The sequence below is a fragment of the Bradyrhizobium sp. BTAi1 genome (assembly GCF_000015165.1).
Lineage (GTDB): Bacteria > Pseudomonadota > Alphaproteobacteria > Rhizobiales > Xanthobacteraceae > Bradyrhizobium > Bradyrhizobium denitrificans.
In genome coordinates this window covers 4,525,643-4,540,814 of sequence record NC_009485.1, presented here as the reverse complement: position 1 = coordinate 4,540,814, position 15,172 = coordinate 4,525,643, and the positions used below count along the sequence as shown (strand labels likewise).

Below are 15,172 nucleotides of genomic sequence, written 5' to 3'. Positions count from 1 at the left end.
CACGCTGATCAGCTGGCCACGAAGGCGAGCAGGGTGCCGGTGGCCGCTGCCGGCGGTACGACAAGGCTGGTGCCGCTGTGCACGGCAGCGGCGCCGAGGGCCTTTGCAGTGGCGGCCAGATCATACGAGGCCAGCACCAGGCCGGCACCGCCGCGCTCCGGCAGGCCAGACAGCGATACGCCGGGATAGCGCGCCGCGAGCTGATCCCGGGTCAGGAAGACGAAATCGGCGCGGTCGCCTCCCGAGGTCACCGTCACGGCTCCATCGCTCTCGGGGCGGCCGTCGCGGTCGATCAGGCGGGACAGATGCGCCGCGTCCTTCGCCGGGTCGGGCGTGACGATCAGGGCCTGCTTGAGTTGCTTGGCGCCGTTGGCATGGCGCATCAGCTCCGGGATCCACACCGTCTCGCGGGTCTTGTGCTGGCAGGCAAAGATCCGCAACCCGCCGGGAGCTTCCGCCACCGGCCATTGAAACACGCGGAACCGGGCCGCCGAGATCGTGCCGTCGGGGAGGGGGACCGGACGCTCGAAGTCGATCGGTCCGATCGGCTCGAAGCCCTTGGCCCGGATCTCCTCGGCGCCCGCAGCGGAATCGATCGCCGTGAAGGCGATCCGCTCGATGCCCTCGCCGCGCTGTGCGAGGAAGTTGCGCGTCGGGACATTGTGATCCGTCTCGGCGAGAATGCCGAGTAATTCGATGTAATCCGGATCAAGCATGATCGTGTAATTGCCTGACCCCATCTTGGCGCTGTGGGTGCCGCGCGGCGACAGCGTGAAGCCCAATCGCTTCCAGGTCTCGGCCGCCGCGTCGAGATCCTTCACCACGACGACCGCGTGATCGATACCGATGACATTCTTGAGGGCCACGCATTTGTCTCCTTGCAGCGAACTTGGCATATTGCGGCCGAACTATGCCCAAACGACCCATGCGCCGCAACCGGCGCGGCCGGGCGCTGGGCGCAAGGCAAGATCGGTCTCCACGAGGTCGGTCGGTCAGCAAGGATGAGCCGTCCACGATGAGTACGACCACAGATATCGTTCAATGGCCTCCGTCCTTGTGGGCCGCACAGACTGCGCCTGGACCGAATCTGCCGGTGTTGCACGGCAACCAGCAGGCCGATGTCGTGATCATTGGCGGCGGCTTCACCGGGCTGTCCACTGCGCTGCATCTGCGTGAGACCGGGGTCGATGTCGCGATCGTGGAGGCGATGGAGCCAGGCTGGGGCGCCTCGGGCCGCAACAATGGCCAGGTCATTCCGACGCTGTCGCGGCCCGATCCCGAGGATCTCATCGCTCGTCACGGTGCGGCCGGAGAACGCTTTGTCGCGATGCTGCGTGACAGCGCCTCGAACCTGTTCGACACGGTGCGGCGCTACAAGATCGACGCCGAGCATGAGCAGAGCGGCTGGGTGCAGCCGGTGCATTCTCCCGGCCGTATCAAGATCGCTGAGCGCCGTTTCAAGCAATGGTCGAAATTCGGCGCCGATGTCGAGCTGCTGTCGCGTGACCAGGCGCGCGACATGCTCGGCTCAGACGCGTGGCATGGCGGCTTCTGGAACAAGACCGGCGGCCACATCAATCCGCTTGCCTTGGCCCGTGGTCTTGCACGGACCGTGCTGAGCCTTGGCGGCCGCATCTACGCCCGCTCGCCGGTGATCGATTTCGCGCGGCGTGGCGACCGCTGGGTGGTGCGGACCGCGCGGGGCGAATTGTCGGCGCGTGCCCTGGTCCTGGCCAGCAACGCCTATACCGGCGAATTTTCCAAGGCGCTCGCGCCTGACCTGGCCCATGAGGTCATGCCGGTGCTGTCGTGGCAGATGGCGACGCAGCCGCTGTCGGACAATGTCCGCAAGACCATCATCCCCGCCCGGCAGGCGATGTCCGATACCCATGGCGAGCTCTATTTCGCGCGCTATGACGCCCGCAATCGCCTGGTGACGGGGGGCGCCGTGATCGGTCCCGGCAACAAGGCCGAGCGGCTGAAGGCGCGCGTCGCCAGCCGCCTGCAGCTTCTGTGGCCGCAGATCGGCGAGGTTCGATTCGACTACGTCTGGAACGGCTATGTCGGCATGACCACGGACTACATGCCGCGGATTCATCGCCTCGGCCCGGATGCCTATGGCTGGACCGGCTGCAACGGCCGGGCGGTGGCGCTGACGATTCCGCTCGGTGCCGAGCTGGCCAAGGCCGTGCGCGGCGTTCCGGACAACGAGCTGGCGCTGCCTTTCACCAATGCCGTCACCATTCCCGCGCATGCGCTGCTTCGGCCATTTGCGCCGTTGATGCTGCTGCTCTACCGCTACCGCGATGCCCGCGAGATTGCTTAGCGCGTGAGGCTTGTTCGAGCCTTTCGGAAAACGGGTTCTTCGTTCCGGATCATGCTGCAGAGCTCACGGATGCGGTGTCCGGGCGAAGTCGCCGCCCGGTATGGCGTCGAGCAGCGCCCGCGTATAGGCATGCTGCGGCGTGCCGAACACCTGATGGGTGAGGCCGTGTTCGACGACCACGCCGTCCTTCATGACCGCGACGAGGTCGCAGATCTGCGCCGCGACCCGCAGATCATGCGTGATGAAGATGATGGACAGGCCGAGCCGCTCGCGCAAGCTGGTGAGAAGCCTCAGGACCTGCGCCTGCACGGAGACGTCGAGCGCAGACACCGGCTCGTCGGCAACCAGCACGTCGGGCTTCAGCGCGAGCGCGCGCGCAAGCCCGATGCGCTGGCGTTGGCCGCCGGAGAATTCGTGCGGAAGGCGATCCGCCGCAGACGGATCGAGCCCGACGAGCTGGAACAGCTCACGCGCCTCGCTGAGCGCCTTGTCGCGCGGTGTGCCATGCACGATCGGCCCTTGAGCCACCAAGTCGATCGCCTTGCGACGCGGGTTCAGCGAGGCGAACGGATCCTGGAACACCATCTGCATCTGCTGCGTCCGCTGCCGGATCTCGCGGCGTGACATCAGCGCCCAGTCGTGGCCGTCGAGCAGGATCGATCCCGCATCGGGATCGATCAGCCGGATGATGCAGCGGGCGAGGGTCGATTTGCCCGAGCCGGACTCGCCGACGATGCCGAGCGTCGCGCCCTTGGGCAAGGTGAACGAGACATCCTTGACCGCATGGGTCACGCGCGCGCCACGGCCGAGAAAGCCGCCGGCGCGATAGGTCTTGACCACGCCCGACAGCGCGAGAAGCGTCTGGTCCGACAGTCGGCGCGGCGGCGGCGCGGCGACGGGCGGCACCGCGGCGATCAGCTGCTGCGTATAGGCATGTCGCGGGTTGCGGAGCACCTCGCGCGCCGTCCCGTGCTCCACCACCACGCCATGCTGCATGACGACCACCCGGTCGGCGATTTCGGCGACGACGCCGAAATCGTGGGTGATGAAGAGCACCGCGGTGTTGCGACGCTGTTGCAGCTCGCGAATGAGCTTGAGGATCTGCGCCTGCGTCGTGACATCGAGCGCTGTGGTCGGTTCGTCCGCGATCAGCAGCTTCGGATCGAGCGCGAGCGCCATCGCGATCATTGCGCGCTGCCGCTGGCCGCCGGACAGCTCATGCGGATAGGCCTTGGCAGCCCGCGGCGGATCCGGGATGTGGACGTCGCTCAGCAGCGAAAGCACGCGCGACCGGATCTCGGCCTTCGCGAGACCGGTGTGGATGTCGAGCACTTCGCCGATCTGATCGCCGATCGTGCGCAGCGGATTCAGCGCCGTCATCGGCTCCTGGAACACCATCGCGATCTCGGCGCCACGGATGCTGCGCATCTCGGCGGCCGATGCGGCGCAAAGATCACGACCGACGAACAGGATGCGCCCATGGTCGGTGGTGACGCCCTGCGGCAGCAGGCGCATGATCGCATTGGCCATCATCGACTTGCCGGAGCCGGACTCGCCGACGATGCAGACGATCTCGTTTTCGGCGACCGACAGCGACACCTCGGTGATCGCATGGCTGCGGTCGGCGCCCTTGGGGAGACGAACGCTGAGGCGGTCGACCGTGAGAATGGGGCCCGTTGAGCTCATCGCTGTTTCAGCCGCGGGTTCAATGCGTCGTTGAGGCCCTGGCCGACGAGCGACACCGCGAGCACGGTGATCAGAATGGCAACGCCGGGGATCGCCGAGACGTACCATTGCACCCGCAGCACATCGCGCCCGAGGCCGATCAGATTGCCCCAGGAGGCGACATTGGCGTCGGACAGGCGCAGAAAGGCGAGCGCGCTTTCCAGGAGGATCGCGACCGCCATCACGACACCGGCATAGACGATGACCGGTGGCAGCGCATTCGGCAGGATCTCGCGCAGGATCAGCTGCGCGTCGGGCATGCCGAGCGTGCGGCCGGCCTGGACGAATTCGCGGCTGCGCAACGAGAGAAATTCCGCCCGCGTCAGCCGCGCCGGCGCCGGCCATGACACGATGCCGACCGCGATCGTCACCGTCGTCAGGGTGGAGCCGAACACCGCGACCAGCACCAGCAGCAGCACGAAATTCGGCAAGGTCTGGAACGCCTCGGTGATGCGCATCAGGATGTTGTCGATCCAGCCGCCATAATAGCCGGCGATGGCGCCGACCATGACCCCGATCGTGACCGCGATCAGCGTCGCGACGCCGCCGATGAGCAGCGAAATCCGCGCGCCATGAAAGATCTGGGCGGCGATGTCGCGCCCCGAATTGTCGGTGCCGAGCAGAAAGCGCGGATTGGTGAAAGGCCAGACGAGAGGACGTCCGGCGAGCGCAAGCGGATCGCGCGGATAGAGATAGCCGGCGCTGATCGCCATGCCCACGACGATCAGCAGCAGCACAAGGCCGAGCACCGCGGCGGGACTGCGGAAATAGCGTTTCAGGGCGTCCATGCGCTAGCTCTCGGCCGCGATGCGCGGGTCGAGCCGCGCGTAAAGCAGGTCGGTGACGAAGTTGACCAGGATCACCAGCAACGCGGAGACGAAGACGATTCCCAGCAGCGTGTTGAGGTCGCGCTGCACCACGGATTCATAGGCCAGGCGTCCAAGGCCCGGCAGCGAGAAGACGGTCTCGACCACGACCGAGCCGCCGAGCATGGTCCCGGCCTGCAGTCCGATCAGCGTCACCATCGGCAGCAGCGCGTTGCGCAGCACGTGGCGGGTGATGATCCTTGTCTCGTCGAGGCCCTTGGCGCGCGCCGTGCGGACAAAATCGAGATTGAGCACTTCGAGCATCGATGCCCGCATGATGCGGAGATAGATGGCCAGGAAGATCAGGCCCAAGGTCAGCGACGGCAGGATCAGATGGCTGGCGATGTCGAGCACCCGCCAGATCCCGGTCCTGATCGCGCCGATATCCTCGAAGCCGCCGGCGGGCAGCCATTGCAGATAGATCGAGAACACGACAATGGCCATCAGGCCGAACCAGAAGGAGGGCGTGGCGTAGAAGATCAGACCGACCGTGGAGATCAGCGTGTCCGGCCAGCGGTTGACGCCGCGCGCGGCGATCACCCCGAACACCAGGCCGAAGAAGAACGCGAAGGACAGCGCCGAGGTCATCAGCAGCAAGGTCGGCGGCAGCCGTTCGAGGATCACGGTCGCGACCGGCTTGCCGTAGATCGCGGAGAAGCCGAGATCGAGCCGCACCAGGCGCCACAGATAGTTGGCGAGCTGCATCGGGATCGACAGGTCCAGCCCGTAGAAGCGGCGGAGCTCACGCGCGGTGGCGGCATCACCGCCGCCCATCTGCGCCATCATCGCGTCGACCGTGTCGCCCGGCGCGAGCTGCAGCAGCAGAAAGACGCCGACCAGGATCAGGACCAAAGTAGGGATCGAGGCGGCGAGCCGCCGCCCCGCAAGGCTCAAAATGCGCATGGTCTCATTCTGACCGACTTCGGCTCAGGCGGAAAGCCAGAGATCATGCCAGCTCGACGATCCCCAGCGCGGCGTGTTGGAGTGGTTGCGTGCCTTCGCCGTGATCACGGTGACGAAGATCTGCTCGATTGGCATCCATACCGGCAGCTCGGTATTGGCCTCGCGCACGAAGTCGGCATAAAGCGCCTTGCGCTTGACCGGATCGACCTCGGTCGCCGCGTCATCGATGATCTTGTCGATCTTGGCATCGTCCCAGCCCCATTGGTTGGTCCAGGGGGCGCCCTTCGGCTGGCCGGAGCGGTACCACACCGTGGTGGAGACCGCCGGGTCGTTGCGGTACTGGTGCCAGCCGGTGGCGAGATCGAAGGCGTGCTCGTCATAGACCTGTTTGAGGAAGCCGCCGCCGTCATTGCGAACGATCTCGATCGCGATGCCGACCTCGCTCAGGGATTGCTGGATGAAGGTCGACCACAGCGAGATGTCCTCACCCCATGGCGCGGGCAGCAGCTTGAGCGAGAAGCGGGTTCCCCCGGCGCCGGGCTTGTAGCCGGCCTCGTCGAGCAGCGCTGCAGCCTTGGCCTTGTCATAGGGATATTGCGGCGTATTCGCGCCGGGATAGAAATCGGTCGAGGTCGACGGGATCGGCCCGGTGCCGAGCTTGGCGAAATCGCCGAGGAAATTCTCGATGAAGAAGGGGACGTTGATCGCGTGCGCGATGGCGCGTCGCACCTTGATGTCGGACAGTTCCTTGCGGCGAACGTTGAACTCCAGCGTATTGGTGCGGGCGTTGCCCTCATTGCCCTTGGTCGAGACGATGAAACGCTTGTCCTTGCCGAGCCGCGCCATGTCCGAGATCGTCAGCCCCGAGAACGGGCTATAATGCAGCTCGCCGGCCTCGAGCTGAGCGGCGGCGGCGGCGCGGTCGGTGATCACCTTCCACACGATGCGGTCGAGATAGGGCGCGTTGGAACGCCAATAGTCTGCATTGCGCTCGGCAATGATGTATTGCCCGCGCTCATATTTGACGAACTTGAACGGGCCGGTGCCGACAGGGGCGAGGTTGGCGGGGTTCTGCCGGATGTCGCCGTTCTCATAGATGTGCTTGGCGGAGATATAGCCGAGATCGGGCAGCGCGCGCAGCAGCAGATTGAGCGGCATCGGGCGCTCGTAGCGGAAGATCGCGGTCTGCGGATCCGGCGTGTCCACCGCCGTCAGAAACAGCTGCAGCGTCGATCCGTAATTGAGGATCTTCTTCCACATGTTCATGGCCGTGAAGGCGACATCGTCGGACGTGAACGGCTTGCCATCATGCCAGGTGACGCCCTTGCGCAGCTTGAACGTGATCGTCTTGCCGTCGGGCGTGGCCTCCCAGCTCTCGGCGAGCACGCCGACCGGCTGACCGTTGGCGTCGAGATCGACGAGGTTTTCCTGGATCTTGCCGCCGATGATGTAGACACCGGTCGAGGCCTGCAGGCTCGGATTCAGCTGCCGCTGCTCGGCGCCGTAATGGACGTTGAAAACGCCGCCCTTGCGCGGGGTCTCCTGGGCGAAGGCCCGGAAGGGGTTGACCACGTTTGCGGCGATGGCGGCAGAGGTCAGAAGAGCGGTACGGCGGTTGATCTCGAAACGGCTCAAATTCATCAAGGTCTCCCGAAGGCCATGTCGACGCTGGCCGATGGTGCAATCGCGGCGAGATTACGCGGATCGAGAGGCTGAGTCATTCCCAATCACGCAGCCGGACCTTGGCTGCGGTGACCGCCGTGCCTGCGCCGCTGGGCAATGGATCGCTCGTATACAAACATTCGGCAGCATGTTTGAGCTCTCGCGCTGTGTCGCGATAGGTTTTGCGGCCAGGCGCGCGCCGGCTGACCCGCGTCCAGTGTGGATTGATCCCGCCATCCTCCACAGCAATATGGTCGTCGGCGTTCAACCTCGAAGGAGGTTGCCAACTCAGATGCTATTTGAGGTGTACGCGGCTGGCGTCTTCGGCGTCTCGGGCCGGCATTCGCAGCGCGAAGCTGACCTCGGTCGTGTCCGGCAGGAGGTCGATCGCGCCGCCATGGCTGGTCATGATGGCCCGCACGATGGCCAGCCCCATTCCGGTGCCGCCGCTGTCCCGGCGGGTGGTGAAGAACGCATCGAAGATCCGCTCGCGGTTCCCCGCGGAGATCGGATGACCGTCGTTGCTGACCCGCAGGATCAGCTGATCCCCATGCTCCTCCGCCGTCAGACGGATGGTCCGGGCGCCGTGACGCACGGCGTTGTCGGCGAGATGCGTCAGGGCTATCAGAAGCGTCTCGCCGGAGAGCTCGACGCGACGGCTCAGCGCGCCCTGCGTTTCGAGCTGCACCGCCGGAAACAGAGCGCGCAGCTGATCGACGACGTCGGCCGGGCAGCAGGCGTCGCTCTGCGGCAAGACTTCGGCCCGGGCCAGTTCGCGCAGCCGCTGCGCCATCTGTTCCAGCCGCTCGGTATCGCCAAGAATGTTGAGAAGAAAGCGTTCCTGTTCGGTCCTTGTGAGGTGATCCGACGAGGCCCGGAGCGAATCCAACAGCAGCTCCGCCGCGCCCTTGATGGAGGTCAGCGGCGATTTCAGCTCATGCGTCAGATGCGCGGAAAAGTTCTTCAGGTAGCTGGAGCGCCGCGCCAGCTGCTCGGCCATGGCGAAGAAATGCTCGGCCAGCTCGGCGAAATCCCGCGTGCCGTAATGGGCCAGCGGCCGGAATCCTGCCGGATCGTTCCGGCCGATCCTGCCGGCGCGATCGACGAGCTCGCGCATCGGTCGCGTGATCGTGCGGGCGACGATCAGCCCGATCAGCAAGGTCGTCAGGATGATCGCGGAGCCCGCCGCGATGAACTTGCCGCGCTCCTGATAGAGGTGTTCGAAGATGTTGCGCGGTGTTCGCGACGTGTAGATCACGCCGGCGACGTGATCATTGACGATCACGGGCATGGCCGAGAAGACATGGACGCCGACTCCGCGGCTGATCGAATAGATCGGGGGAGGTGATTTGTCGGGAATGCGGATGCGCAGCGCGGCGCTGTATTTTCCGGTGAGAGCGGTGGCGACCTCTTCGATGTGAGCGAGCGACTTGCCCATCTCATCGCGGCCGGCGATCACCACCCCGTGCGGATCGAGTATACGAAATCCAGCGAGGGTGACCTTCTGCGTTTCGCGGACGACCGGCCAGAGCCGTTCGCCGATCGCGACATAGGCCGGGTCCGCAGGCCGGATGGCCTCGCGGGCGTCGGGGCGGCGGACGAACAGATCATTCCCCAGGAGATCGAGCAGGGGCCGGATCGGGGTGACCTCATCTGACGCGTCGGGCCTGGCCTCGGGCGGGATCTCGGCACCGAGCGCAATTCCCGCTGGGACGCGCGCCGCAACCTCCTCGGCAAAAATCGCGGCCAGCACGCGGCTCTGCGCGATCAGCTCGGCTTGCGTCTGACGGATCAGCTGGTTGTCGTAGATGCGGAAGAAGAACAATCCGACCAGCGGCAAGGTTGCGACCAAGGCCAGCACGCCGAAGACGATCTGTCCCAGCGACGGTCGCCATTTCTCCTTCGGTTTCGGCGCGATCATGGCGCGCCGCAGCGTCCGAGCCGGAAGCCGACGCCATGCACCGTTTCGATCGCGTCCTCACAACCGGCGGAGGCAAGCTTGGCGCGGATGTTTCGGATGTGGCTGTCGATGGTGCGGTCGGAGACCTGTATATTGAGCTGATAGGCCGCCGTCATGATCTGCTCGCGGCTGAATACGACCGTGGCGCGCGTCATCAGCGTACGCAGGATGCTGAATTCGAGCGCCGTCAGCGTCAGCGGCGTCTCGGCAAAGCAGGCGAGGTGCTGCTGCGGGTCGAGGCGAAGCCGGCCATGGATCAGCTCGTCCGGCTCGACCGTGCGATGGGCTCCGGCGGTCGCGACGCGACGGAGAATGACATTGACCCGGGCCACCAGTTCGCGCGGGCTGAACGGCTTGGTGACGTAATCGTCGCCACCGATCTCCAGCCCGAGGATGCGGTCGATCTCCTCGTCCCGCGCCGAGAGAAACAGGATCGGCACCTGCGATGTCCTGCGGATGCGCCGGCAGACCTCCAGCCCGTCGAATTCCGGCATGCCGACGTCGAGGACGATCAGGTCTGGTCGCTCGTCGGTGAACTTGATCAGAGCGGCGCGGCCGTCGGCGGCTTCCGTCACCGCCATGCCGGCCTTGCTTAACGCAACGCGCACAACCTCCCGGATATGCGGGTCATCGTCGACAATGAGGATTCGGGGGGACACGGTCGGAGGCTCCGCGGCGACACATCAGCTGGGGTTCTGCAACAGGGGATGTGTATCGAGATAGCGCTGCAAGCGCCAGCCGCGAAAGCTCCAGGAGCGCCAGTCCGCCATGCGAGTTTGCTGCTGCAGGAGGAGGCGGTCTCGGTCCGCTGTCAGCCGCCGGTCGGATGGCGACATCAGCATGGCCCGGTCGATCGCCGGCAGCGCCTGCGGCCCGAGCCAGACGAGGTAATCGCTGTCGATGGACGGGCCGCTCCGCCCGGCCTCGCGGCTGTGGGCCACGTTGTAATCGGCGATCACGGCGTCAAGATTGACGAACGTGCAGGCGTAGATCGTGATCGAAAGCATCACCAGGTTCATGCGGATCAGCCAGGCACTCGGCTTGTCGAGGGCGATCCTGAGCACGATGAGAACGAGGCCCATTGCAACCAGGATCATCCAGATCAAGGCTGCGAGTCGCCAGTAGGTCAGGGCGTAGGTGTCGACGTACATGTGCAGCCGCTGGATCGAGGAGACGACCAGCAACACATTCTGTGCCACCCAGAGATAGATCAGTGGACGAATGAGCGGCGATCCGGTTGCCGTGATTTCGGAGCGGCCTGCGACGATGACGAAAACGGCTGCAAGCAGCGCCGTGACGATCAGCACATAGGCGCCTCGGTGCGCATAGGCCGCGTAGGTCACGCCGTTCGGAAGCGCAGCATGTCCCCACAGATAGGCTCCGTCGAGAATGGTCTGGATGGCAAACAGGACGTTGAACAGGATCAACGACCGGATCACGGTCGCGGGACCGAGCACGGTGGACAGCAGGGAGGGGGCCTGATCGGGCTCGCGGTCGACCGCCGGCTGCGTCGGTTCGACACGCTGGCGCCAGCGCAGGTGGACGAACGGCCATATCATCGACAGCGCCAATAGCCAGAAGATCGCACGCGCCGTCGTTAGCTCCGAAGCAGAGCCGTCGAAGCTGAAGACATCGAGCCATTGCGCGATGACCGGATTCGCGACCGCGAACAACAGGACGAAGACCCCGCCGAGCGTCAGTGGGATGCTCCAGACCAGCAGGGCGCGCGTGAGCGAATGATCGCGCAGCATCATGATGATGTCGGGCACGAGCCGGAATGGTCCGATCAGGAGCAACTGTCGGGCGGCGGTCAGCGGCAGCGTGAATCCGCGGGCGCCTGGATCGGTCGCGAACGCCACCGCCGACAGGATCATGACCAGCATGATGGGGAATGACAGCAGGCCCAGATCCTCGACGACAGGAGCCAAGCCGGCGACGAAGAGGGCGGTCGCTCCGATCAGCCGGGCGCGCGAGGTCATCGCGACATTGACGAGGATGCCGGCCGTGGCGAGCGCGGCGAGGAACAGCGGCAGGCCAAGGCCGATCGGGCGGCCGTCGTAAAGCAGGATGTCGGCCATTCCGACGAGGCCCAGAGCGATTGCGAGTTTGAGCCATCTGGAATCAGACGCGGCTGGGGTGGCCGTCAGCTCGGCGGAGGCGGTCATGCGAAGGTCCTCGATGGAAGCGATGCGGCCGGGATGCACCAGCCGATGAGCCACCATGACGCCGCCACGTGCAGCCGCTGACGAGCGGGTCTGCAGCATTTCAGGATTTGTTTGCAGATTTCGTGCAGAGGCGACTCCGCCGCTGGCGAAGGCGGATCGGCATTGTTACGCAAAAGCCGTCTTTCCCCTGGAATGATCGGCTGCACACATGCTCGGGCGTATCAGGACGGCAGTCCTCTGGAGCCTTGCTCTGCTCTTCATCTTCATCACGTTCAACAGTAACGAGCCGTATCTCGTTCGGCTCCGCGGCACGGGTCACGCCGCCTTGCTGATCGTCGGTCTGGCGGCTCCGCTTCTGCTCCTGCTCAGCGGACGCTGGCGGCACGGTCTCTCCGGGAGGCTGCTCGTCCTCGTCTGGTGCATCCCGCTGCTCGCGCTGACATCAACGCAATTCACGTTCGCCTGGCGCAAGTACGAGACGTTCGACACTGCGCCCGAGGTCGCGCGGCTGCTCGGACGGCATTTCATGGTCGGTTACACGTCAACGGCGGATGCTGCCGCGCTGGCGCGGCAGGGCCTGATCGCCGGCATCTACGTGACCCACCACAACATCCGAGGGCGAACCGCTGCTCAACTTCGTGCTGAGATCGCGCGGCTGCAGGCCGAGCGGGTCAGCGCCGGCCTGCCACCTCTGCTGGTCTCGGCCGATCAGGAGGGAGGCTCTGTCGCGCACCTGTCTCCGGCTGTGCCGAACATGCCCGCTCTTGCGACCTTGGCCGACCTGCCGGAGGCGCGGCGGATGCAGCGGGCGTTTGAGATGGGACAGAGCCAGGGACGGTCCCTCGCGGACGCCGGTATCACCTTGAATCTCGCGCCGGTCGTCGATCTGCGGCCGAGTTGGACGCACAACAGGTTCGATTTCCACACGCTGATCAGTCGGCGCGCGATCTCCAATGATCCGGCCGTGGTCGGCGACATCGCGCTCGGCTATGTGCGCGGTCTCGAGGCCAGTGGCGTTCGCGCCGCCGTCAAGCACTTCCCAGGTCTCGGGCGCGTTGCGGCCGACACGCATCATTTCTCGGCAGATCTCGAAACACCTGCGGAGGTCTTGGAACAGGCGGATTGGCGGCCCTTTCGACAGGTGCTCGACAATTCGGATGCGGCGATGATGGTCGGCCACGTCGTGGTCGATGCGATCGACCGCGAGCGTCCGGCATCGCATTCCAAGGCCGTGCTCGACGGTCTGATCCGGGGCCGATGGAACTACCAGGGCGTGATCGTCACCGACGACCTCGTGATGGGCGCGATCTACGGCCGCGATCTCTGCAAGGCTGTCGTCGAGGCTCTCAGCGGCGGCGCCGATCTGCTGCTCGTCGCCTATGATGGCACGCAGTTCTACCGCGTGCTGGCCTGCGCCAAGACGGCGCTGGCGGAAGGACGGATCGATCTGGCGGCCCTCCGCAGGAGCGATGAGCGTTTGCGGCGCTGGATGTCACGGGAGGAGGGGCCCCTGGCAGCGAATGCCTCGACAGGCGACATGGCCGCGCCGACCCGGCATCGCAGCCTGGCCGATGAGGACACTGGTCCAACAAACGGCGCGTCGTCAGCGCGGACCGTTGCCGGTCCAGTCGCGCCATGAGACATTGGAGAGGCTTCGCAGATCCGTAGCCAGCGGCCGGCGCGCCTGCTTGTCATATTGGCCGATGACCTGCTCTGACTCGCGGATCTTGAGCTGGAGCTCAGCCACCTGCCGCTTGGTCCGTTCGATCGCCTTGGCGTCGGCGCTTTCGCCGACTGTGAACCGCGCTGTCTCGATTTGCTTCAAAGCCGCGCGGTACTTCTTGAGCTGAGCGCGATGCCAGGCAACCTTGCTGTCACTGTCCGCAACCATGGGGTACTCCCGCGAAATGCGGCAAGACTAGACGACCGAGTCCTGATTCGCGACCTTTTCAGGCTGTTTCAGCCTGTCGCCGAAGCCACTGGAATACCGGTCCCGCTACTTGGTGGACAGATCGAACGATCTCAGTCCAATCCCGCTGCGCGCCGCATCTCGTCGATCAGCTCGGACGCTTCAGCCTTGGTCCGCACGTCCTTCGTCGGATCGGGCTGGCCTGCCTGCTCACTCAGAGTCTTCAAGTAGGAGGCTTGCGCATTGGTCACTGGATCGTCTCCCGACGCCCAATCCTTCGGATCCTTTTCAATCTTCTCGGTCATGCCGATTTCCACTCTTGGCTGCATCTCACGTGGTTGAATCCCATGAGGTGCCAACGCGGATGATCGTAGAATGTTCCGTATATGTTCTTTTTACGAAAAGAAGGCTGGTCGTGCCAATTGCCCGTGCTCATGAGGACGTCTCTGCCGCCGTCTTCTTTCCCGCAGGCGACGGGCGTTGCTCCGCGCCGTTGTCAAGAGTCCGGTCAGCGCTGCGCGCGTCTGGAAAAACGATCTCTTGGCCAGGAGCTCCAGCAAGCTCGTCCGCCGTGGCTTCGCAAGGTTTGATCTCGAAATTGTTGTCGAGCACCTTCTCGCCGTGCGTATCCAAGGTCACGAGATCTGCACGCTCCGCGGCCTCCCAAACCTCGCGCTCGGTCCGAAACGGACGGGTCATTTGTTCGTCGTTTTCAAAGAGTGCATAGGGCACGGGGAGCTCCAGATCGGAATCCGTCGATGGAGCGTCCGGCTGGTCCGCTTGGTGAGGGCGGACAGACAGGGGCTGCTCCCGCATACAAACTGCGGCAGAGCTTCGCTGTTCCATGGCGAGCCCCCCGCGCTCGATGAGTTGTGACGATCAGTCCTGACCTGCGGCGGGAACGATGGTCGCGCCGGTCGGGTTGGCCAGCGTGTCCGTCTGAACAGGAGAGCACCATGGATATCAAGGGAAAGAAGATCGCCATTCTCGCCACGAACGGCTTCGAACAAGCGGAGCTCGAAGTGCCGCGCGATCGCTTGAAGCAGGCCGGGGCGACCGTCGACGTGATCTCGCTCGCCGCCGGCCAGATCAAGGGCTGGGACCAGAAGGATTGGGGACGCCCCGTCAAGGTCGACAAGACGCTCGACCAGGCATCGGCATCGGACTACGACGCCATCGTGCTGCCAGGCGGCCAGATCAACCCGGACCTGTTGCGCCTCGAGCCGAAGGCGCTGAAATTCATCAAGGACATCTTTGAGGCAAAGAAGATCGTGGCCGCGGTCTGTCATGCGCCATGGCTGCTGATCGAGACGGGCATCGCGAAAGGTCGCAAGATGACGTCCTACAAGTCCATCAAGACCGACGTCGTGAATGCCGGTGCCGATTGGCAGGATGAGGCGGTCGTCGTCGACCAAGGTGTCATCACGTCGCGCAATCCCGGCGATCTGGAAGCCTTCAGCGCCAAGATCATCGAGGAGGTCAAAGAGGGCCGGCATCTGCAGCGGAGCGCCGCTTGAGGCGGCTGCCAGGGCCGGGAAGGCCGGCTGAACCGGCATCTCGGCCCGAACGGGCCCAGCGCTCGAAGGGTCGAACGCTGGGCCGCAGTCCACACGGAGTTGCCTTCGGCGCGATGGGGGAATGCCGCCGGAGACAGAG

Annotated in this window: 14 protein-coding genes; 3 read left to right on the top strand and 11 right to left on the bottom strand. The window is 65.0% G+C overall.

Annotated features, from left to right (window positions below; translation table 11 throughout):
- Positions 1-8 precede the first annotated feature (8 nt).
- Positions 9-866, bottom strand: a complete 858-nt coding sequence (locus BBTA_RS20260; protein ID WP_012044377.1) for a VOC family protein — start codon at positions 864-866, stop codon at positions 9-11.
- A 149-nt stretch (positions 867-1,015) separates the two neighbouring features.
- Between BBTA_RS20260 and BBTA_RS20255 the strand changes: the two genes are divergently transcribed.
- Positions 1,016-2,326 (top strand): FAD-binding oxidoreductase, encoded by a 1,311-nt coding sequence (locus tag BBTA_RS20255; protein WP_012044376.1) that lies wholly within the window; start codon positions 1,016-1,018, stop codon positions 2,324-2,326.
- Positions 2,327-2,389: 63 nt separating this feature from the next.
- On the opposite strand, the gene BBTA_RS20250 is transcribed toward BBTA_RS20255, so the two are convergent.
- From BBTA_RS20250 to BBTA_RS20215, 7 genes are all read right to left on the bottom strand, one after another.
- Positions 2,390-4,012, bottom strand: coding sequence for an ABC transporter ATP-binding protein (locus BBTA_RS20250; RefSeq protein ID WP_012044375.1), 1,623 nt, complete (start codon positions 4,010-4,012; stop codon positions 2,390-2,392).
- Positions 4,009-4,839 (bottom strand): ABC transporter permease, encoded by an 831-nt coding sequence (locus tag BBTA_RS20245; protein ID WP_012044374.1) that lies wholly within the window; start codon positions 4,837-4,839, stop codon positions 4,009-4,011. Before BBTA_RS20245 ends, BBTA_RS20250 begins: the two co-directional genes overlap by 4 nt.
- A 3-nt stretch (positions 4,840-4,842) precedes the next feature.
- Positions 4,843-5,820, bottom strand: a complete 978-nt coding sequence (locus tag BBTA_RS20240) for an ABC transporter permease (RefSeq protein WP_012044373.1) — start codon at positions 5,818-5,820, stop codon at positions 4,843-4,845.
- 24 nt (positions 5,821-5,844) lie between these two features.
- Positions 5,845-7,461 carry an ABC transporter substrate-binding protein gene (locus BBTA_RS20235; RefSeq protein ID WP_012044372.1) on the bottom strand — a complete coding sequence of 539 codons (1,617 nt, stop codon included), beginning with the start codon at positions 7,459-7,461 and terminating at the stop codon, positions 5,845-5,847.
- Between the two features lie 316 nt (positions 7,462-7,777).
- A complete protein-coding gene (locus BBTA_RS20225; protein WP_012044371.1) occupies positions 7,778-9,403 on the bottom strand; it encodes an ATP-binding protein in 1,626 nt (541 codons plus the stop codon).
- Complete coding sequence (locus BBTA_RS20220) at positions 9,400-10,101, bottom strand: response regulator transcription factor (RefSeq protein ID WP_041750789.1); 702 nt, start codon at positions 10,099-10,101, stop codon at positions 9,400-9,402. The genes BBTA_RS20225 and BBTA_RS20220 overlap by 4 nt, the downstream gene beginning before the upstream one ends.
- A 24-nt stretch (positions 10,102-10,125) precedes the next feature.
- Entirely contained in the window at positions 10,126-11,607 is a 1,482-nt protein-coding gene (locus BBTA_RS20215) for a DUF4173 domain-containing protein (protein WP_012044369.1), read from the bottom strand.
- A 208-nt stretch (positions 11,608-11,815) separates the two neighbouring features.
- Between BBTA_RS20215 and BBTA_RS20210 the strand changes: the two genes are divergently transcribed.
- Positions 11,816-13,246, top strand: a complete 1,431-nt coding sequence (locus tag BBTA_RS20210; RefSeq protein ID WP_012044368.1) for a glycoside hydrolase family 3 N-terminal domain-containing protein — start codon at positions 11,816-11,818, stop codon at positions 13,244-13,246.
- On the opposite strand, the gene BBTA_RS20205 is transcribed toward BBTA_RS20210, so the two are convergent.
- The 3 genes from BBTA_RS20205 to BBTA_RS20195 all read right to left on the bottom strand — a co-directional run bounded on the left by BBTA_RS20205 (position 13,211) and on the right by BBTA_RS20195 (position 14,248).
- Positions 13,211-13,498 (bottom strand): hypothetical protein, encoded by a 288-nt coding sequence (locus BBTA_RS20205; protein ID WP_012044367.1) that lies wholly within the window; start codon positions 13,496-13,498, stop codon positions 13,211-13,213. The two genes, BBTA_RS20210 and BBTA_RS20205, sit on opposite strands and share 36 nt — an antisense overlap.
- A 131-nt stretch (positions 13,499-13,629) precedes the next feature.
- Positions 13,630-13,821, bottom strand: a complete 192-nt coding sequence (locus BBTA_RS20200) for a DUF3072 domain-containing protein (RefSeq protein ID WP_012044366.1) — start codon at positions 13,819-13,821, stop codon at positions 13,630-13,632.
- Between the two features lie 127 nt (positions 13,822-13,948).
- Positions 13,949-14,248, bottom strand: a complete 300-nt coding sequence (locus tag BBTA_RS20195) for a hypothetical protein (RefSeq protein WP_041751541.1) — start codon at positions 14,246-14,248, stop codon at positions 13,949-13,951.
- A 224-nt stretch (positions 14,249-14,472) separates the two neighbouring features.
- On the opposite strand from BBTA_RS20195, the gene BBTA_RS20190 reads away from it, so the two are divergent.
- Complete coding sequence (locus BBTA_RS20190) at positions 14,473-15,033, top strand: type 1 glutamine amidotransferase domain-containing protein (RefSeq protein WP_012044364.1); 561 nt, start codon at positions 14,473-14,475, stop codon at positions 15,031-15,033.
- Positions 15,034-15,172 lie beyond the last annotated feature (139 nt).